Raw genomic sequence first — 18970 nt, 5'->3', positions numbered from 1 at the left:
GGATGAACCTGCGCCACGTGTGGTGATCACCCCACCCGGCGCAGGATCATCCGCAGTTCCATCCGTCGGCCCATCCACGACGACATCAGCCCGGCCGGAGAACCCTCCCGGCCGGGCTGCTGCGTCTCGAGCTGGTCACTCGCAGGCGACGCCATCACCGTCCCGGTCGAGCTTGCGCGAGTAGCCCGGCTGTCCGGCGTAGATGGGATCCGCGCCGGCTGCGCGCACCGCGGTGCAGTTCTGGTAGTAGACGTCCGCGGCAGCGAGGCGCGCGGCCTCGCGGGCACGCGCCTGCTCCCGAGCCTTCGCCGCTGCCTTCTTCTTGGCGGCGGCCTTCTTCTGCTTGGCGGCAGCGACTGCCTTGGCCTTCGCGACTGCCTTCTTCTTCGCTGCGGCGACGGCTTTGGCCTTGGCGGCGGCCTTGGCCTTGGCGACCGCCTTGGCTTTCGCCACGGCCTTGGCCTTCGCGGCTGCCGCGGCTTGCGACTTGGCCTGTGCCGCCGACGCGAGCTGCGCGGCCACGGCTGCCTTGGCAGCGGCATCCGGGGTCGCGGACACCGGTGGAGCGGCCGGCGTCGACGACGGCGACTGGGTGGCCGTAGTCGTGCTCGTGGTCGGGATCAACGGCTCCGTCGGTGTGGTGTCGACGAAGCCGACCGGCACGGCCGCCGTCTCGTCGGTGGTGCTGCAGCCTCCGAGTGCGGCTACGGCGATGAGCGCCGCCACCGCGGCACGGGTGTATCGGTTCATGGCATCCCCCTGGTCGATGTGTCCGACGAGGCTACGGTGCCTCTGAGCCAGAGGTTCCGGAATGGGCAAATCCACAGGGACCCGTGACCGAGGACCGGCCGCGATGCCGTCGGTCCACGACGACAGCCCGGCCGGAGAACCTCCCGGCCGGGCTGCTGTTGACTGACTGCGCTTCGCGCCGTCAGATGTCGCCGAGTCTTCTGTTCGACATCTGACTCCGCTTCGCTCCGTCAGATGTCGAAGTACATCTCGAACTCGTGCGGGTGCGGGCGGAAGCGGATCGGGTCGACCTCGTTCTTGCGCTTGTACTCGATCCAGGCCTCGATGAGGTCCTGCGTGAACACGTCGCCCTCGAGGAGGTAGTCGTGGTCGGCCTCGAGCGCGTCGAGGACGGCGGGCAGCGAGCCCGGGACCTGCTCGATCGCCGCGTGCTCCTCGGGCGGCAGCTCGTAGAGGTCCTTGTCGACCGGCTCCGGCGGCTCGATGCGGTTCTTGATGCCGTCGAGGCCGGCCATCAGCTGCGCCGCGAAGCACAGGTACGGGTTGGCCGACGGGTCGGGCACGCGGAACTCGATGCGCTTCGCCTTGGGCGAGGTGCCCGTGATCGGGATGCGCACGCAGGCCGAGCGGTTGCGGGCGGAGTAGACGAGGTTCACGGGAGCCTCGTAGCCCGGAACGAGCCGGTGGTAGGAGTTGACCGTCGGGTTCGTGAACGCGAGCAGCGACGGGGCGTGCTTGAGCAGGCCACCGATGTACCAGCGGGCGAGGTCCGACAGGCCGCCGTAGCCGCGCTCGTCGTAGAAGAGCGGCTCGCCACCCTTCCAGAGCGACTGGTGCGTGTGCATGCCCGAGCCGTTGTCGCCGAAGAGCGGCTTCGGCATGAAGGTGGCCGTGTGGCCCTGCTTCCACGCCGAGTTCTTGACGACGTACTTGAACTTCATCAGGTCGTCGCCCGAGTGGAGCAGCGTGTTGAAGCGGTAGTTGATCTCCATCTGGCCCGCGGTGCCGACCTCGTGGTGGCTGCGCTCGACGTTGAGACCGACCTCCTTGAGCTCGAGGCAGATCTTGTCGCGGAAGTCGGCGAAGTGGTCGACGGGGGAGACGGGGAAGTAGCCGCCCTTGTAGCGGGTCTTGTAGCCCTTGTTGCCGCCCTCCTCCTCGCGGCCGGTGTTCCACGCGGCCTCGATGGAGTCGAGGTAGTAGTAGGACGCGTTCGACTTCGTCTCGAAGCGCACGTCGTCGAAGATGTAGAACTCGGCCTCGGCACCGAAGTACGCGGTGTCGGCGATGCCGGTCGACTTGAGGTACTCCTCGGCCTTGCTCGCGATGTTGCGCGGGTCGCGGCTGTAGCGCTCGTCGGTGAAGGGGTCGAGGATCGAGAAGTTCATGACGAGCGTCTTCTCGGCGCGGTAGGGGTCGAGGAACGCCGTCTGGACGTCCGGCACGAGCTTCATGTCGGACTCGTGGATGGCCTGGAAGCCGCGGATCGAGGACCCGTCGAACATCTGACCAACGGTGAAGAAGTCCTCGTCGACCGACTCAGCCGGCACGTTGAAGTGCTGCATGACACCGGGCAGATCGCAGAACCGAATGTCGACGAACTTGACGTCCTCGTCCTTGATGAACGCGAGGACCTCGTCAGCTGAGCTGAACATCCAACCTCCTGATGTGGGGCGAGACCGGCTCCGGCCCGGCTCCGGGGAGCGCGGCAGATCGTGGGACGGCCTCGTGCTGTCGGTGTCGACCCTACCGACCCCCGATTTCTCGGCCATGACCCGCATGTTTCGCGGGTGTTACGGCCGGGTCTGGCGCAGGCAAGGTCCCGGCAACGGTCGTGGCAGGGCCGGGCGGGGGACACGCCGCGGATCTCGTTACGCTGGACCCGTGGTGGACCGCAGAGACTTCAGCTCGTGGCTCGAGGGCCCGCGCGCCCGCACGAACACCGACGGGCAGTGGCGCGGCCGCGACCTCGGACTGCCCCCGAGCGGACCCGGGTCGGTGGCCGGGTTCGGCATCCGGCTCGTCGGCGTGGTCGTCGACTGGGCGATCGCGGCGCTGATCGCCCGCGGCCTGTTCGCCGTGCCGCTGCCGTTCTCGCAGCCGTCGGCCACCGGTGGCCAGAACTTCGTCGTCCTCGGCGTCTTCGCCGTCATGCACCTGCTGCTCGTGGGCACGGTCGGCTTCACGATCGGCCACCGCATCATGGGCCTGCAGGTGCGCTCGCTCGGCGGCGGGCGCGTGCTGCCGCTCCAGGCCCTCGCGCGCACGGTGCTCCTCGCCCTCTTCCTGCCGGCGGTCGTCTGGGACCGCGACGGCCGCGGCCTGCACGACAAGGTGCCCAACACCGTCATCGTGCGCACCCGCTGAGCGACCACCCCGAGCACGTATGCCGGAAGGCCAGGTTCGACACGAACCTGGCCTTCCGGCATACGTGAGTTGGGTGCCCTTTCGGGCGGGATCACTTGCCGCGCAGGGCCTTGCGGTCCATCCGCGCGCGCATCGGGTCGACACCCGGGGGCAGCGGGGCGCGGAGGCCACCGAGCGCCTTGAGGCGCTTGTTGACCATGGCCATCTCGTCCTTGGTGATCTGGGGCTTGAGGCGCTGCACCTTGCTGGCGAGCTTCGGCAGCGACACCTCGCCGTCGCCGGAGCCCACGCGCAGCGTGGTCACCGGCACGCCGGGGGCGACGCGCTCGACGCGCTTCTTCTCGGCGGCGAGCAGCTTCTGCACGCGCGCGGTCGGGCCCTCGCCGACGAGGACGACGCCGGGGCGGCCGAGCGCGCGGTAGACCATGGCGGCCGAGTTGATGTCGCCCGGCCGGGCGACGTCTGCGGCGACCGGCTCACGGTCGGTGTACCACCCGCGACGGATCGAGGTCAGCGCGGCGCCCGCGGCACCGGCCTGGCCCTCGATCTGGCTGTACGCGGCCCGCTCGGCGCGCCGGCTCATGATGATCGTCGCGGCGAGGATGCCGAAGAGCACGCCGAAGATGCCGAAGATCCAGGGCAGCTTCACGAGGAAGCCGACGACGAGCAGGACCCCGAACACCACGAGGAACGCGAGCAGCATGAACCAGCCGATGGCCGGGTCCGCCTGCTTCGAGGCGCGGTAGACGTCGCGGATCTGGGACAGCCGTCCCTGCTTCTTCTCCTGGGGCGCGCTCGTCGCGTCGCCGTCCTTCTTGTTGCGTGCCATGGGGCTCAGGATACGGCGCTCTGAGCGCGGGCCACCAACGACGCCGCCTCCTGGCGGGCCGGGGACTCGGCGGCCTCGGCCAGGTGCGACAGGTGGGCCGGGATCTCGCGCCCCCACTTGCGCATCGCGGTCGCCCAGAGGCGACCCGCGCGGTACGACGAGCGCACGAGCGGGCCGGCCATGACGCCCTTGAAGCCGATCTCCTCGGCGACCTCGGACCAGTGCACGAACTCCTCCGGCTTGACCCACCGGTCGATCGGGTGGTGCAGCTTGGACGGACGGAGGTACTGCGTGATGGTGAGGATGTCGCAGCCGGCCTCGTGCAGGTCGCGGATGGCCTCCTCGATCTCGGCGTCGGTCTCGCCCATGCCGAGGATGAGGTTGCTCTTGGTGACGAGCTCGGCCTCGCGGGCCATGGTCAGCACCCTGAGCGACTTCTCGTACGTGAACGCGGGGCGGATCCGCTTGAAGATGCGCGGCACGGTCTCGAGGTTGTGCGCGAAGACCTCGGGACGCGCGTCGAAGACCTGGCTCACGAGCTCGGGCTTGGCGCCGAAGTCGGGCGGGAGGATCTCGACGCCCGTGTTCGGGTTGAGCAGGTGGATCTGGCGGATCGTCTCGGCGTAGAGGCCGGCCGCGCCGTCGGGCTGGTCGTCGCGGGCCACGCCGGTCACGGTGGAGTAGCGCAGGCCCATGCGGGCGACCGACTCGGCCACGCGGCGGGGCTCGTCGAGGTCGAGGGTCGTGGGGCGGCCCGTCGCGATGTCGCAGAAGTCGCAGCGCCGGGTGCAGACGTCGCCGCCGATGAGGAAGGTCGCCTCCTTGTCCTCCCAGCACTCGAAGATGTTGGGGCAGCCGGCCTCCTGGCACACCGTGTGCAGGCCCTCGGTCTTCACCATCGAGTGCAGCGCGGTGTACTCCGGGCCCATCTTCGCCGTCGTCCTGATCCAGGACGGCTTGCGCTCGATGGGGGTCTCGGAGTTGCGCGCCTCGACGCGCAGCAGACGACGGCCGTCGGGAACGACAGACACACGGGCTCCTTGGTCGGGATCTACGACTCCGCACAGGTTACGCCCCGGCACCGACAACCCTCGACACGGCCGTGCTCGGGGACGGCCGTACTCGGGGCCGGCCCGAGCCGCCCGGGCGTGGGTCAGCTGACGTCGCGGCGGCGGAAGGCGACCAGGGCGGCGCCGACCCCGACCACGGCGATGACGAGCAGGTAGACCCAGCCGTGCGTGTACGAGAGCGGCAGCCGGGTCGAGGAGCAGCCGTCCGGGCCGCACGTCGTGGCGTAGTACGTCGTGCCGTTCTGGACGAACGCGTCGAGGTTCGCGCGCACGAGCCACGGCTGCAGCCGTCCGTTCGCGAGCCCCTGCGCGACGAGGCCCTCCATAACGACCGCCCAGCCGAGCACGGCGCCGATGACGCCGGCCGTCGAGCGCAGCAGCAGGCCGATCGCGGCGCCGCCAAGGCCACCGAGGGCGATGGCCGCGCTGATCCGGAGCAGCTCCTGCACGAGGGAGCCGTCGGTGGGCGCCTCGGCGAGCGGGAGGTCGGCGCCGGGCCGGTTGACCGTCGTGATCATGGCCGCCAGCGCCGTCGACAGGGCCGTCACGAGGGCAGCGACGGCGAGCCCGCCGACGGTCGCGGCGACGAGCTTGGCCGACGCCACCCGCAGCCGCCGTGGCTGGAAGGTCAGCCAGTTGCCCATGGAGCCGCTCGCGAACTCCGCGGCGACGAAGCTCGCCCCGAGGATGAAGGCGAGGAAGCCGAAGACGTAGAAGCCCTCCACGACGATGCTGCGCACGACCGCGTCACGCGTGGTGTTGACGAGCCCGAAGTCCGCCGGGGACGGGGGCGAGAAGATGCGGTCGCAGCCGAAGTCGGCCAGCCCGCCGTCCTGCTGCGACTTCGCCTCGTCCGCCTTGCACGCGGCCACCTGCTCGGCGCGCTGCTCGGGCGTCACGCTCGCCTGGTCGGCCTCGATCTGCTTGACCGTCTGGCTGTAGGCGTCGAGGCGCTCGGCGAGGCTCTCGGGGGAGGTGTCCTTGTAGATCGAGAAGCCGGCGACACCGATGACGACGACGATCGCCACGAGCACGGCCTTCGTGAGCCGGCGCCACCACAGGCGGCGCAGCTCGACGCCGACGAGCCCGACGAACGACGTGCCGCCGGGTCGGCGCGCGGTGCGCGGCCGCGAGTCGGGCGAGACGAGGGTGCTGCTCATGCCGCGCCTCCCGTCGAGTGGCCACCGGCGAGCCGGTCGGCATCACTGCCGAGCCCCTCGTCGGCGGTGAGGGCGAGGAAGGCCGACTCGAGGTCGGGTCGCACGGGCACGAGCTCGCTGACGTAGAGCCCGTGCCCCGCGAGCGACCGGGTGACCGCGGCGGGGTCGTCGGTGCCGACGAGCAGCAGCGCACCGTCGCGCGTCACGCCGAACCCCTCGGCCTCGAGCACGGTCGCGGCGCGGTCGGGCGACGCGACGCCCACGCGCACCTGGCTGACGCCGGCGCCGCCGAGGATGTCGCCGACGTGCCCCTCGGCGAGCAGCGCGCCGTGGCCGATGATCGAGACCGTGTCGGCGACCTGCTCGACCTCGGCCAGGATGTGCGAGCTCACGAGGACAGTCTTGCCCTGCGCGCCGAGCGAGCGCATGGTGTCGCGCACCTCCCGGATGCCGGCAGGGTCGAGCCCGTTCGTCGGCTCGTCGAAGATGAGCAGGTCGGGATCCTTGAGCAGCGTGGCCGCGATGGCGAGGCGCTGCTTCATGCCGAGGGAGAAGCCGGCATACCGGTCGCGGCCCCGGTCACCGAGGTGGGTGGCCTCCAGCACCTCGTCGACGCGCGATCGCGGGCTGCCGATGGCGCCCGCGAGCAGCACGAGGTTCTGCCGGGCCGTGAAGGCGGGGAAGAACTTCGGCGACTCGACGATGGCGCCCACCCGGTCGATGACGTGGGGGAGCCGGTCGGGCACCGACTCGCCGAACACCTCGGCGGTGCCGGAGTCGGGCCGGGCGAGGCCGAGCAGCATGCGGATCGTCGTCGTCTTACCGCTGCCGTTCGGGCCGAGGAACCCGTGGACCCCGCCGAGGGGCACCGTCATCGACAAGCCCTGGACGGCGACCCGCCTCGTGGTGCGGCTCAGATACGTCTTGCGCAAGTTGACCGTGCGGACCGCTGCGTCCATCGCTTCTCCCCTGAGGCTCGGTTTGAGCACACCCTAGGGGCGGGACGGGGCGGGTCAGGTGGCGACGCGCTGGTTCGGCCGCAGGGTCGGCAGGATGTCGGCGAGGTGCTTCTCGACGTGCGGCAGCACCTCCGTGACGGGCACGTCGCGGCCGAGCTCGAAGGAGAGCGAGGTGACCCCGGCACCGACGATGCCGCACGGGATGATGACCTCGCCCCACGACAGGTCGGGGTTGCAGTTGAAGGCGAAGCCGTGCATCGCGACCTGCCGGCTCACCCGGATGCCGATGGCACCGATCTTGCGCCGTGGCCCGCGGTCGTCGGCGGCGATCCACGTGCCGCTCTCGCCGGCGACGCGGCCGGCCTCGACGCCGAAGTCGGCGCAGACGCGGATCATCATCTCCTCGAGGTGCCGCACGTAGCCGACGACGTCGATCGGGGCGGGCAGCCGCACGATGGGGTAGCCGGTGATCTGGCCGGGGCCGTGCCAGGTGATCTTGCCGCCGCGGTCGACGTCGATGACCGGGGTGCCGTCGGTCGGGCGCTCCTGCGGCTCGGTGCGCTTGCCCGCCGTGTAGACCGCACGGTGCTCGAGGAGGTAGACGGTGTCGGGCTCCTCGCCCGCGACGACCTTCGCGTGGGTGTCGCGCTGCACCTGCCAGGCGTGCTCGTAGTCGACGAGGTCGGGGTCGAGGCCGAGGTGCACGAAGCGCATGGCGTCACCCTACGCCGGGCGGCATACGATGCCGGAATGCCTCCCACCGCGTCGCCCGACACCCCTGCCAGCCTCCGCGTCGGCCTGGTCGGCTACGGCTCGGCCGGCCGCGGGATCCACGCCCCCCTCATCGTCCGCGCGGGCCTGCAGGTGGCGGTCGTCTCGACGTCGAACGCGCAGCGGGCCGACGAGGTGCGCGCCGACCTGCCGGGCGCCGAGGTCGTGCCCGACCTCGAGACGCTGCTCGCGGTCGAGGGTCTCGACCTCGTCGTGCTCGCCTCACCCAGCGGCGTGCACGCGGAGCAGGCGGAGCGGGTCGTCGAGGCCGGCATCCCGCTCGTCGTCGACAAGCCGCTGGCCGTCGACGCGAGCGCGGCCCTCGGCGTCGTCGACCTCGCCCGCCACCACGGCGTGCCGCTCACCGTCTTCAACAACCGGCGCTTCGACCCCGAGCTCGCGGCCCTGCGCATCGTCCGTGACGACGACCTCGTCGGTGAGATCTGGCGTGCCGAATACCGTTGGGACCGTTGGCGTCCCGTGCCGAAGCAGCGGTGGCGCGAGCAGGTGTCACCGGAGGAGGGCGGCGGGCTGCTCCTCGACCTGCAGACCCACCTCGTCGACCAGGCGGTGCTGCTGCACGGTGAGGTCGAGTCGGTCTACGCCGAGCTCGACGCGCGCACGACGACCGCCGAGGACGACACCTTCCTCGCGTGCCACCACACCTCGGGCGTCGTCAGCCACGTCATGGCGAGCTCGGTCAACGGTTCGCCGGGACCGCGCGCCCGGGTCAGCGGCTCGTCGGGCTCGTTCGTCATCGGCCGCCAGGTCGACGACGTCAGCTCCTTCACCGAGTTCGAGAACGACGGCGACGCGGTGGGCTGGATCGTGCGTGGCGACGAACGCGAGCGCGGGCCCGTCGTCACCGACGCGGACCAGGCCGACTTCTACCGCGCCGTCGCGGGCGCGCTCGGGTCCGCCGACCCGCAGTCGGCCATGCCGGTCGACCCGCGTGACGCGGTCCACGTCCTCGCCGTGCTCGACGCCGCGCGGATCAGCGCGCGTGACCGCCGGGTCGTCGACGTCGTGACCCCCGGCGAGACCCCCTGAGCGCTCGCCCCGGGCACCGCCCCGTCCGTCACCGAGGCGGTATGCCGTCCGCCCGGGTCCGCGGGCCTGTGGACGACGCGCTCGCGCGCCCTGCCCGCGCTGCTTCCATGGAGGGGTGAGCCACGAGGGGAGCCCGACCGACGCCGTGATTGCGAACGCCTGGACGTCGGGCACCCGGACGTCGGGTGCCCGGGGATCGGGCACCTGGGGACCGCGTGACGGGGAGCGGGATCACGAGCCGGAGCCGCCGGACGTGCCCGGCCACGTCGTGGAGGGCGTCGTGGGCATCGGCTCGTCGGCGGTGGTGTGGTCGGGCCGCGACGCGGCCGGGCGGCCCGTCGCCCTCAAGGTGTCCCGTCGCGCGCCGGACCCCGGCACGGGCGGGGCGGGTGACCCGACGCCGTCGTGCTCGGCGGCGGAGCAGCACGTGCTGATGGCGGTGCGCCACGACCACCTCGTGCCGCTCCGCTCGGTCGTGCCCCTCGCCGACGGTCGCGTCGCGCTCGTCTTCGACCTCGTCCGGGGCGTGCAGCTGCACGCCCTGGTCCGCGCGCGGGGTCACCTGCGTCCGGGTGAGGTCGTCACGGTCGTCACACCGGTCTGCGAGGCCGTCGCGGCCGTGCACGCGGCCGGCGGCCTGCACGCCGACCTCTCGCCGGGCAACGTCCTCGTCACCCCGGACGGCCGCCCCGTCCTGCTCGACCTCGGCTCGGCCCGGCTCGCGGGGCAGCCCGAGGGCGAGGTGGTCGGCACTCCGGGGTTCGTGGCACCCGAGCTGCGTCTGGGCGGCGAGCCGAGCGAGGCCTCCGACGTCTACGCCCTGGGGGCGCTCGCGTGGTTCTGCGTCACGGGCAACGGTGCCCCCGACACGCTGCAGCGCCTCGACCCGCAGACCGTCGCGAGCCATGTCGGCCCGGAGCTCGGTCCGCTCGTCGCCGCGTGCCTCGACCCCGACCCGGACCTGCGTCCGTCGGCGGCCGAGCTCGCGCGGTGGTGCTGGGAGGACGTGCCCGCCGAGCCGGTCGAGGTCGTGCTGGGCGATGACGGCGCTGCCGCGCTGACCCACCGACTACGGGCCCAGGCGCGGGCCGACCCCCCGTCGCCACGACGTGTTGCCCGGCGGCGCCGGAGGTGGCTCGCGCCCCTCGTCGCGGCGCTGGTCCTCGCGGGTCTCGCTTGGGCGGCCGTCGCCCGGGAGCCGGGCGGGTCCGCCGTGGCACCGACGCCGGGTGTGGCTTCGTCCGTCACCGCGACGCCCGGGCTGGTGTCCGTGGGGTCGTCCGTGGGGTCGTCCGGTGGCAGGTCCGCCGCGCCTCCCGCGCGGGGGTCTCCGGTGCCACGCGCGTCACCGTCACCGGTCGCGTCACCGGTGGCGTCACCGGTCGGGTCGCCCGAGGCGCTGCTGCGCGCCGTGTCGGCCCCCGCCCGCAGCCCGGAGGACCTCCTCCAGGTGCTGAGCGACCGGCGCGCGACCGCGCTCGCCAGCCGGGACCCCGCCGGGCTCGCCGCCGTCGACGCCACCGGCTCGCCGAGCGAGGCGGCCGACCGGGCGCTGGTCTCCGAGCTCGTCCGCTCCGGTCTGCGTTGGCAACGGCTGCGCCTGCAGGTGGCCGAGGCGACCTACGTGGGGGGCTCGTCGACGCGGGCGGTGCTGCGCGCACGGGTCGACTGGACGGCATACGTCGTGCTGGGGAGCGACGGGAGCGTGACGACGAGGCCGGCCGACGCGGGGGAGCGCCTCGACTTCACGGTGGTGCGCGGAGCGCAGGGGTGGCGGCTCCGGTCGGTCAGTGCCCCACCAGCCACCTGACGGCGCCGGCGAGGTCGGGGTGCTCGAAGGTGAACCCCGAGGCCAGCAGCGCCGAGGGCTCGACGCGCTGGCTGGCGATGATGTAGTCGGCGAACTCGCCGACGACCGCGCGCAGGGCGAGGCGGGGAGCGGGGAGGAAGGCGGGACGCCGCAGCTCCGCCCCGATGGCCGCCGCGATCTCCTTCTGGCGCGCCGGATGGGGCGCGGTGAGGTTGAACGGACCGACGAGCTCGGCGTGGTCGACGAGGTGGGTCAGCGCCCGCACCTCGTCGACAAGGGTGATCCACGGCCACCACTCGCGGCCGGAGCCCATGGGCCCCCCGAGGCCGAGCTTGCCGAGCAGCACCACCTGGGAGAAGGCGCCGCCGTCGGGGGCCATGACGAGGCCCGTGCGGGTGAAGGCGGTCGGGATGCCGGCGTCGACGGCGGGCTGGGCCGCGCCCTCCCAGCGCGTCACGACGCCGGCGAGGAAGTCGCTGCCGGGGGCGCTCGCCTCCGTGAGCACGTCGTCGCCGCGGTCGCCGTAGTAACCGACGGCCGAGGCGTTGACGAGTCGGATCGCGGCGCCGGTGCGCTCACAGTGGGCCACGAGCGCGCGTGCCACGGTGCCGGTGGCGTCGGTGCGCGAGCGCTCGACCTCGTGCTTGTGGGCGTCGGTCCAGCGACGGTCGCCGATGCCGACCCCTGCGAGGTTGACGACGGCGTCGACCCCGTCGAGGGCAGCCTCGTCGAGCCGCCCCTGGGCGGGGTCCCACTGCACCTCGTCGGGCGCGCCGGGGGCGTGCCGCACGAGGCGGACCACCTCGTCACCCCGCTCGGTGAGATGACGGCGAAGCGCGCCGCCGATCAGACCGGAGGATCCGGTGATGGCGACGCGCTTCGTCATGTGCTGCTCCTGCTGCCCGAGGGCGTTCGGCGATGCGGTGGGTGGTGCTCAGGCCTCGAAGCGGCCCTCTTCGAGTCGCGCCTTCATCGTGCCGAGGAAGCGCGCGGCGTCGGCGCCGTCGACGATGCGGTGGTCGTACGACAGCGCGAGGTACATCATCGAGCGGATGGCGATCGTCTCGCCGCCGTCGGCGTCCGTGACGACGACCGGACGCTTGACGATCGCACCGGTGCCGAGGATGGCGACCTGCGGCTGGTTGATGATCGGCGTGTCGAAGAGCGCACCACGGCTGCCGGTGTTGGTGATGGTGAAGGTGCCACCGGCGAGGTCGTCCGGCGTGATCTTGTTGCTCCGCGTGCGGGCCGCGACGTCGGCGATCGCGCGGGCGAGCCCGGCGATGTTGAGGTCTCCGGCGTTCTTCACGACGGGGACGATGAGGCCCTTCTCCGTGTCGACCGCGATGGAGAGGTTCTCGCTGCCGTGGTAGACGATCTCGTCGCCCTCGATGCTCGCGTTGACCATCGGGTGCGCCTTGAGCGCCTCGGTGGCGGCGAGCGCGAGGAACGGCAGGAAGCTGAGCTTCGTGCCCTCACGTGCCTCGAAGTCGCCCTTGACCTTGGCGCGCAGGCGCGCCACCTTCGTCAGGTCGACCTCGACGACGGTCGTCAGCTGCGCCGAGACCTGCAGCGACTCGACCATGCGCGTCGCGATGACCTTGCGCAGGCGCGTCATCTTCTCGCGCGTGCCGCGCTTCGGGGAGACCTCGCCGGAGGCCGGAGCGCTCGCGGCCGGAGCCGCGGGCGCGGCGGCGGCGGGCTGGGCCGGGGCGGGTGCGGCCGCCGGAGCCTGGGCGGCCTTGGCGGCCTCGGCCGCGTCGAGCACGTCCTGCTTGCGGATGCGGCCACCGACACCGGTGCCCGTGACCGAGCCCAGGTCGACGCCGTGCTGGGCGGCGAGCTTGCGCACCAGGGGCGTGACGTAGGCGGCGGCATCGTCACGCGACGGGGCCGGTGCGGGGGCGGCCGCCTCGGGGGACTGCTGGGCCGGTGGGCGCTCGGCGTCGGCGGGCTTGCCGGCAGCCTCCTGCGCGGCCTCCTCCGGCTTCTCCTGCGCGGGGGCCTTCGCGGTTTCCGGGGCCTTCTCCGGGGCCTTCTCCGGCTCGGGGGCCTTCTCCGGCTCGGGAGCCTTCTCGGGCTCCGGCGCCTTCTCGGCCGGCGCAGCAGGAGCCGACCCGCCGATGACGGCGAGGTCGGCGCCGACGGGCACGGTGTCGTCCTCCTGGACAAGGATCTTCGTCAGCTTTCCGGCGACCGGGGAGGGGATCTCGGTGTCGACCTTGTCGGTCGAGACCTCGAGGAGCGGCTCGTCGACGGCGACGTCGTCGCCCTCGGCCTTGAGCCACCGCGTCACGGTGCCCTCGGTGACCGACTCGCCGAGGGCCGGCATCGTCACGGTCTGGCCGTCGCCACCGCTCGAGGCGGACGCCTCGGCCTGCGGCTTCTTCGCCGCGTCGGCCTCGGGCTCGCTCGTGGCGGCCTGGGGCTCCTGCTCGGTGCTCGGCGCCTCGGGCGCGGGAGCGGACTCCTCGGCCTGGGCCGGCTCGGAGGCCGACTCGGAGGCGGGCGCGTCCTCGCCACCGGACGGGGCGGCACCGTCGCCGATGACGGCGAGGTCGGCGCCGACGGGCACGGTGTCGTCCTCCTGGGCGAGGATCTCCTGCAGCGTTCCCGCCACGGGGGAGGGGATCTCGGTGTCGACCTTGTCGGTCGAGACCTCGAGCAGCGGCTCGTCGACCTCGACGCGGTCACCGACGTTCTTCAGCCAGCGGGTGACGGTCCCCTCGGTGACTGACTCACCCAGGGCCGGCATGGTCACGCGTTCTGACATGACGTGTTTTCTCCTCTTCCCAGTTTCTGGCTCAAGCGTGTGCGTGCAGGGGCTTACCCGCCAAGGCCAAGTGTGCCTCGCCGAGTGCCTCGTTCTGTGTGGGGTGCGCGTGGATGAGACCCGCGACGTCCTCGGGGTGGGCCTCCCAGTTGACGATGAGCTGCCCCTCTCCGATCTGCTCACCCATCCGCGCGCCGATCATGTGCACCCCGACGACCGGCCCGTCGACCTGGCGCACGAGCTTCACGAAGCCCTGGGTGCCGAGGATCTGGGACTTGCCGTTGCCGCCGAGGTTGTACTCGTACGTCGCGACGTCGCCGTGCTTGTCGCGCGCCTGCGCCTCGGTGAGGCCGACGCTCGCGATCTCGGGGTCGCAGTACGTGACGCGCGGGATGCCGCTCTCGTCGATGGGCGCCGGCGCGAGGCCTGCGATCTCCTCGGCGACGAAGATGCCCTGGGCGAAGCCACGGTGCGCGAGCTGGAGCCCGGGCACGATGTCGCCGACGGCATACACACCGGGGACGCCGGTGCGCAGGCGCTCGTCGGTCGGCACGAAGCCGCGGTCGACGGTGACGCCGGCCTGCTCGTAGCCGAGGCCCTCGGTCACGGGCCCGCGACCGACGGCGACGAGCAGCAGGTCGGCCTCGATCGTCTCGCCCGACTCGAGCGAGACCGTGACGACGTCACCCTGCTGCGTGGCGCCCGCGAAGCGGACACCGGTCTTGAAGACGATCTTGCGCTTGCGGAACGACCGCTCCAGCTGCTTGCTGATCGCCTCGTCCTCGGCGGCGACGAGCCGCGGCAGCGCCTCGACGATCGTCACCTCCGACCCGAAGCTCTTGAAGACGGAGGCGAACTCGACCCCGATGACCCCGCCGCCGAGCACGACGACGCGGTCGGGCACGTGGTCGATCGAGAGCGCCTGCTCGCTCGTCATGATGCGGCCGCCGATCTCGAGCCCGGGCAGCGTCTTCGCGTAGCTGCCCGTGGCGAGCACGACGTTGCGGCCCGTCAGGCGACGGTCCCCGACGACGACGGTGGTGGGTCCGTCGAGCCGGCCGGAGCCCTCGACGTAGTCGATCTTCGCCGACTTGACCAGGCCCTGAAGGCCCTTGTGCAGGCGGCTGATGACGCCGTCCTTGTAGGCGTTGACGCCGGGCATGTCGACCGACTCGAGCGTCGTGTGCACCCCGAACTGCGCGCCCTCGCGGGCGACGTCGGCGACCTCGGCGGCGTGCAGCAGCGCCTTGGTCGGGATGCAGCCCTGGTGCAGGCAGGTGCCGCCCAGCTTGCCCTTCTCGACGAGCGCGACCGAGAGCCCCAGCTCTGCCGACCGGAGGGCGCAGGCGTAGCCGCCCGAGCCCCCACCGAGGATGACGACGTCGTAGTCGCCTGCGGCGTCAGCCGACATGTGGATGTGCTCCTTCATGGGGATCGCCCGCCTCCGGCCGGGGTGGGGCGGGAGGGCGGGGAGGTGCAAAGGGGACGTGCACCTGCATCTTGTCATTGATCCCCCGGGACGTCACAGGCAGGTCCGCGCGCGTCCGCGAAGGTCTGCGCGCGTGCCTCCGCGGCTCCGCGCCGCCCGGCCCGCAAGCGGGCCCGGTGCCCGCGCCGCCGGGTTCGTGCTCACGGCGCGCACGGCGGACTCATGGCGAGCTCATGGCGTGCTCATGGCCGGGTCACGGTGTGACGGGGCGATGAGCACGTACAGTGCCGCCATGGGCTGGTTCTCACGCCGCCGCGAGTCGGGCAACGGTCGTCCGGGTCGCTCCGACGGGCCGCAGATGCAGATCGACCGCAAGGCCGTGGAGGAGCACCTGCGTGCCTTCGTCGAGTCCAAGCGCGGCGTCGAGGCGTACGTCGAGCCGGCCACGAGCATCACGACGACGACCATCGTCCTCATCGCCTGGGACGGGGAGTGGACGCGCCGGGCCGTCGGCTCGCCCAAGGACGGTTTCGGCATCAGCCAGAAGCTCGGCGTCCCCGTCTACGACGTCAACCAGACCGGCTACCCCAACCGGATGCGCGAGTGGAGCAAGCGGCGCCGGCGCGGCGACGCCTGAGCAGCCACCGGCCGCCGGGTCCCCGACGCGAACCGGAGGCGCCCCGCCGGCAAATGGGGTGGACCCCGACCGCAACGGCTGACAGGGTGAAACCCGAACAGTGCGTGCCGGATCCGGCGCCACGGCACAACAGGAGGTTGGCGGATGTCGAAGCAGGATGACGCATCGAGCGGTCCGAGCGAGGAGATGAAGGCCAAGTTCCGGGCCGCGCTCGACAAGAAGCACGCGCACGGCGGCAAGGACGTCGCCGACGACCACGACCGCAGCAAGGTGCACGGCGCGCACGGCCCGGCCAAGGCCCAGCAGATGTTCCGCCGCAAGTCCGGCGGTTGACCGCAGCTCAGACCGTCGAGAGGCCATCCCGTGCGGGTGCCTCCACGTCGAAGGGCCAGAACGCGCGACGCGTTCTGGCCCTTCGACGTTCCCGGACCCGCAAGACGCGGCCTCTCGACGGTGTCGGTCGGCGTGCGTGTGCCGTGAGCGTCCGCCCGGCCCGCAGGTGCGGCCCGCGGGTGGGTCAGACGTAGGACTCGGCGACGCCGACGAGGGTGCGCACGCCGAAGCCGGTGCCGCCCTTGGGCCAGTAGCCCGTGGGGGCCTTGTCGTTGAACGCCGGGCCGGCGATGTCGACGTGGCTCCACGGGATGCCCTCGCCGACGAACTCCCCGAGGAAGATGCCGGCCGTCAGCATGCCGCCCTCGGCGCCGCCCTTGTGGGCGAGGTCGGCGTTCATCGAGTCGAGGCCGGCACGCAGCTCGGTCGGGAGCGGCATCGGCCACGCGGCCTCGCCGACCGACGCGGCCGCGTCGAGCACGCGGGTGCGGAACGCCTCGTCGTTGCCCATGACCGCAGCGGTGTTCGCGAGCGCGACCACCTGGGCGCCGGTGAGCGTCGCGATGTCGACGATGGCGTCCGGCGTCGACTCCGACGCGAGCGCGATGCAGTCGCCGAGCACCATGCGGCCCTCGGCGTCGGTGTTGAGCACCTCGACGGTCTTGCCGCCGCGCATCGTCACGACGTCGCTGGGGCGGTAGGCCGACGAGCTCGGCATGTTCTCGGCCAGGCCGAGGTAGCCCGTGACGGCGATGGGCAGGCCGAGCTCGGCGATGGCGAGCACGGCGCCGGCCACGGCGGCCGCGCCGGCCATGTCGCACTTCATCGTCAGCATGCCGGTGGCCGGCTTGATGCAGAGGCCGCCCGAGTCGAACGTGATCCCCTTGCCCACGAACGCGATCGAGGCCTTGGGTCGCGACGGGGTGTAGCTGAGCACCGCGATGCGCGGGTCGTTCGCGGATCCCTGCCCGACGGCCACCGTGCCGCCGAAGCCGCCGGCTCGCAGCGCCTTCATGTCGTAGGACTTGAGCTTGACCTTGGTGCCCTTGACCCGGTCGGCGAGCGAGTCGACGAACGTCTCGGGGTAGAGCAGGTTGGGCGGGAGGTTGACGAGGTCGCGGGTGTAGGCGACGGCCTCGCCCAGGGCGGCGGCGCGCTTGACGGCCTTGCGCGACGCGGCGTCGGCGGGGCCGACGAGGGCGACGGCCGCGACGGCGTCGGTGCTCGTCGCGCCGGCCTTGGACACGGCATACGCCCCCAGCGCCACGCCCTCGGCGACCGCGGCCACGAGCTCGACGGAGGTGCCCGGCACGACGACGGCGACCTTCTTGCGCTTGCTCAGCGAGCGCAGTGCGGCGCCCATGCCCTTGCGGACGTCCTCGAGCGCCGACGCCTCGGCCGAGAGCGCCCCGACGCCCGCCAGCACGACGATCCTGGCGGCGACCTCCGGCACGGCGGCGAGCGAGGTCACCTCGCCGACCTTCCCGGTCAGCTCGAGGTCGGCCACGACGGACTTGAGGTGCGCGACCGTCTTGCGCGGGAGGCCGTGCCCCGGGGCGAGCGCTGCGGTGGGCTCGCCGCTGACGAGGGCGATCACGAGCGCGTCGCCCGGCGTGTCGGCGGCCGAGCGGTTCGAGATGGTCAGGTTGGCCACGAAGGACTCCTTTGTCGAGGTGCTTCCGGGGCGCACGGGTCCGGGGTCGATCGGCGTGCGTCGAGGGGCGGGGTGCACGGGTGCGTGCGGAGGCTGCCGGGTGACGGCGTTCGATGATAACGAGCGTCGGTGGCCCACCCGGCGGGCGGTAGGTTGGCGCTCATGACGACAGAGACGTCGGGGACGACCGCCCCGCTCACCTCACCCCTGCACGACCGCCACGTCGCCCTCGGCGCGAAGATGGCCGACTTCGGCGGTTGGGACATGCCGATCGAGTACCCGGGCGGCGGCGTCGTCGCCGAGCACACCGCGGTGCGCGAGCGCGTCGGTGTCTTCGACGTGAGCCACCTCGGCAAGGCCTCGGTCACGGGCCCCGGTGCGGCCGACTTCGTCAACGCGTGCCTGACCAACGACGTGCGCCGCATCCAGCCCGGCTCGGCGCAGTACACGATGTGCTGCGACGAGGCCGGTGGCGTCGTCGACGACCTCATCGTCTACCTCAAGGCCGACGACGACGTCTTCCTCATCCCCAACGCCGCCAACACCGCCGAGGTGGTGCGCCGCCTGCAGGCCGCCGCGCCCGAGGGCATCACGGTGACGAACCTGCACCATGACTACGGCGTGCTCGCCGTGCAGGGGACGAAGAGCGACGAGGTGCTCGAGTCGCTCGGGCTGCCGACCGGCCACGACTACATGTCGTTCGTCGAGGCCGACTGGAACGGCGCGCCCGTCATCGTCTGCCGCACCGGCTACACGGGGGAGCGCGGCTACGAGCTCGTGCCCCGCTGGGACGACACGCCGGCCCTCTGGGACGCGCTCGTCGACGCGATCGCGACCTTCGACGGCAAGCCCTGCGGCCTCGGCGCGCGCGACACGCTGCGCACCGAGATGGGCTACCCGCTGCACGGGCAGGACCTCTCGCTGCAGATCTCGCCGGTGCAGGCCCGCGCCGGCTGGGCGGTCGGCTGGAAAAAGGACACCTTCTGGGGCAAGGCCGCCCTCGAGTTCGAGCGCGCCAACCCGACCCGGCTCATGCGCGGCCTGCTCGTGACCGGCCGTGGCATCCCGCGCGCCCACTGCACCGTGTCGTCGCACGGTGCGGCGGCCGGCGAGGTCACCTCCGGCACCTTCTCGCCGACCCTCAAGCAGGGCATCGCGCTCGCCCTGCTCGAGCCGGGGATCGCCGACGGCGAGACCGTCGAGATCGACGTGCGCGGCCGCGCCGTCGAGGCCACGGTCGTCAAGCCGCCGTTCGTGAAGGTGCAGGTCCGCGCGAGCTGAGTTCGACTGCGCCACAAGGTATGCCGGCCTGCGCACCCACGTGCGCCGGCCGGCATACCTCGTGGTGGCAGTTGGTGACGTGCCCTAGCCGCCGTGC

17 protein-coding genes are annotated in these 18970 nt (G+C 72.3%); 6 read left to right on the top strand and 11 right to left on the bottom strand.

Features of this window, described 5'->3' with window-relative positions:
* Nucleotides 1–135 precede the first annotated feature (135 nt).
* Both ABT295_RS03850 and glnA read right to left on the bottom strand, forming a co-directional pair.
* Nucleotides 136–750, bottom strand: a complete 615-nt coding sequence (locus tag ABT295_RS03850; protein ID WP_352393086.1) for an excalibur calcium-binding domain-containing protein — start codon at nucleotides 748–750, stop codon at nucleotides 136–138.
* Between the two features lie 230 nt (nucleotides 751–980).
* On the bottom strand, nucleotides 981–2405 hold the full coding sequence (gene glnA / locus ABT295_RS03845) for a type I glutamate--ammonia ligase (protein WP_352393085.1): 1425 nt from the start codon (nucleotides 2403–2405) through the stop codon (nucleotides 981–983).
* A gap of 229 nt (nucleotides 2406–2634) precedes the next feature.
* Here glnA and ABT295_RS03840 point away from each other — a divergent pair, with 229 nt between their 5' ends.
* Nucleotides 2635–3117 (top strand): RDD family protein, encoded by a 483-nt coding sequence (locus tag ABT295_RS03840; RefSeq protein ID WP_352393084.1) that lies wholly within the window; start codon nucleotides 2635–2637, stop codon nucleotides 3115–3117.
* Nucleotides 3118–3208: 91 nt separating this feature from the next.
* On the opposite strand, the gene ABT295_RS03835 is transcribed toward ABT295_RS03840, so the two are convergent.
* From ABT295_RS03835 to lipB, 5 genes are all read right to left on the bottom strand, one after another.
* Nucleotides 3209–3946 carry a DUF4191 domain-containing protein gene (locus ABT295_RS03835; protein ID WP_352393083.1) on the bottom strand — a complete coding sequence of 246 codons (738 nt, stop codon included), beginning with the start codon at nucleotides 3944–3946 and terminating at the stop codon, nucleotides 3209–3211.
* Nucleotides 3947–3951: 5 nt separating this feature from the next.
* Nucleotides 3952–4977, bottom strand: a complete 1026-nt coding sequence (gene lipA, locus ABT295_RS03830; RefSeq protein ID WP_352393082.1) for a lipoyl synthase — start codon at nucleotides 4975–4977, stop codon at nucleotides 3952–3954.
* Nucleotides 4978–5099: 122 nt separating this feature from the next.
* Nucleotides 5100–6176 (bottom strand): ABC transporter permease subunit, encoded by a 1077-nt coding sequence (locus tag ABT295_RS03825; RefSeq protein WP_352393081.1) that lies wholly within the window; start codon nucleotides 6174–6176, stop codon nucleotides 5100–5102.
* Nucleotides 6173–7135: an ABC transporter ATP-binding protein gene (locus ABT295_RS03820; RefSeq protein ID WP_352393080.1), complete on the bottom strand. Its 963-nt coding sequence runs from the start codon at nucleotides 7133–7135 to the stop codon at nucleotides 6173–6175. The genes ABT295_RS03825 and ABT295_RS03820 overlap by 4 nt, the downstream gene beginning before the upstream one ends.
* A 54-nt stretch (nucleotides 7136–7189) precedes the next feature.
* On the bottom strand, nucleotides 7190–7849 hold the full coding sequence (gene lipB, locus ABT295_RS03815; RefSeq protein WP_352393079.1) for a lipoyl(octanoyl) transferase LipB: 660 nt from the start codon (nucleotides 7847–7849) through the stop codon (nucleotides 7190–7192).
* Between the two features lie 36 nt (nucleotides 7850–7885).
* Here lipB and ABT295_RS03810 point away from each other — a divergent pair, with 36 nt between their 5' ends.
* Both ABT295_RS03810 and ABT295_RS03805 read left to right on the top strand, forming a co-directional pair.
* A complete protein-coding gene (locus tag ABT295_RS03810) occupies nucleotides 7886–8956 on the top strand; it encodes a Gfo/Idh/MocA family protein (RefSeq protein ID WP_352393078.1) in 1071 nt (356 codons plus the stop codon).
* 253 nt (nucleotides 8957–9209) lie between these two features.
* On the top strand, nucleotides 9210–10766 hold the full coding sequence (locus ABT295_RS03805) for a protein kinase domain-containing protein (RefSeq protein ID WP_352393077.1): 1557 nt from the start codon (nucleotides 9210–9212) through the stop codon (nucleotides 10764–10766).
* On the opposite strand, the gene ABT295_RS03800 is transcribed toward ABT295_RS03805, so the two are convergent.
* Genes ABT295_RS03800 through lpdA form a run of 3 tightly spaced genes read right to left on the bottom strand, consistent with a single transcriptional unit; the run spans nucleotide 10744 to nucleotide 14950 of the window.
* The gene (locus ABT295_RS03800) at nucleotides 10744–11652 is read right to left on the bottom strand and encodes a TIGR01777 family oxidoreductase (protein ID WP_352393076.1); all 909 of its coding nucleotides are present in this window, start codon (nucleotides 11650–11652) and stop codon (nucleotides 10744–10746) included. The genes ABT295_RS03805 and ABT295_RS03800 overlap by 23 nt on opposite strands.
* 48 nt (nucleotides 11653–11700) lie before the next feature.
* Complete coding sequence (gene sucB / locus ABT295_RS03795) at nucleotides 11701–13539, bottom strand: 2-oxoglutarate dehydrogenase, E2 component, dihydrolipoamide succinyltransferase (RefSeq protein WP_352393075.1); 1839 nt, start codon at nucleotides 13537–13539, stop codon at nucleotides 11701–11703.
* A gap of 31 nt (nucleotides 13540–13570) precedes the next feature.
* Nucleotides 13571–14950 carry a dihydrolipoyl dehydrogenase gene (lpdA, locus tag ABT295_RS03790; RefSeq protein ID WP_352393074.1) on the bottom strand — a complete coding sequence of 460 codons (1380 nt, stop codon included), beginning with the start codon at nucleotides 14948–14950 and terminating at the stop codon, nucleotides 13571–13573.
* Nucleotides 14951–15239: 289 nt separating this feature from the next.
* On the opposite strand from lpdA, the gene ABT295_RS03785 reads away from it, so the two are divergent.
* Entirely contained in the window at nucleotides 15240–15605 is a 366-nt protein-coding gene (locus ABT295_RS03785) for a hypothetical protein (protein WP_352393073.1), read from the top strand.
* 144 nt (nucleotides 15606–15749) lie between these two features.
* Nucleotides 15750–15938, top strand: coding sequence for a DUF5302 domain-containing protein (locus ABT295_RS03780; RefSeq protein WP_352393072.1), 189 nt, complete (start codon nucleotides 15750–15752; stop codon nucleotides 15936–15938).
* Between the two features lie 184 nt (nucleotides 15939–16122).
* Here the strand turns inward: ABT295_RS03780 and ABT295_RS03775 are convergent, their stop codons facing one another.
* Nucleotides 16123–17592, bottom strand: coding sequence for a leucyl aminopeptidase (locus ABT295_RS03775; RefSeq protein WP_352393071.1), 1470 nt, complete (start codon nucleotides 17590–17592; stop codon nucleotides 16123–16125).
* A gap of 162 nt (nucleotides 17593–17754) precedes the next feature.
* Between ABT295_RS03775 and gcvT the strand changes: the two genes are divergently transcribed.
* On the top strand, nucleotides 17755–18873 hold the full coding sequence (gene gcvT / locus ABT295_RS03770; protein WP_352393070.1) for a glycine cleavage system aminomethyltransferase GcvT: 1119 nt from the start codon (nucleotides 17755–17757) through the stop codon (nucleotides 18871–18873).
* Nucleotides 18874–18970: the final 97 nt, after the last annotated feature.

Source organism: Terrabacter sp. NPDC000476 (genome assembly GCF_040300125.1).
Taxonomy (GTDB): Bacteria; Actinomycetota; Actinomycetes; order Actinomycetales; family Dermatophilaceae; genus Terrabacter.
Note: the sequence above shows the minus strand (reverse complement) of the source record. Positions and strands in the feature narration are given on the sequence as shown.